At 68.3% G+C, this 410-nt stretch carries 1 protein-coding gene; it reads left to right on the forward strand.

The features are described 5' to 3' along the window. Nucleotides 1-228: SpoIIE family protein phosphatase (locus GWK61_RS55415; protein WP_194922394.1), on the forward strand; the 228-nt coding region annotated here is incomplete at its 5' end. Nucleotides 229-410 lie beyond the last annotated feature (182 nt).

Genomic DNA, 410 nt, shown 5'->3' on the forward strand with positions numbered 1-410 from the left:
GTGTACGAGGACAGTGAAGCCGTGGTGGCCAGCGGCGACGTACTGCTGCTCTACACCGACGGCCTGGTGGAGCGGCGCCGGGTCGGCGACGACGAGACCACCGCGCACCTGCTGGAGCAGACCCGGAACCCGGACGCCGACCTGGACCGGTACGCCGACCGGCTGCTGGAGGGCGCGCGGTCGGACACCGACGACGACGTCTGCGTACTGGCCGTCCGCTTCGAATAGGGCCGCTTCGAATAGGTCCGCCTCGAATAGGTCCGCCTCGATACTCCCGCCACCCGAACCGCGTCCGGCACAAACGTTTGATCCGCCGTGGACGGGTCAATCGGAGGAGGTCGGGCCTGGGGTGGGAATAGCCGGGAAAGCCGGCTACTGGGAAATTTTGGCCGTGGGGGACGGCCGAAGGG

The sequence above is a fragment of the Catenulispora rubra genome (genome assembly GCF_015356825.1).
GTDB lineage: Bacteria > Actinomycetota > Actinomycetes > Streptomycetales > Catenulisporaceae > Catenulispora > Catenulispora rubra.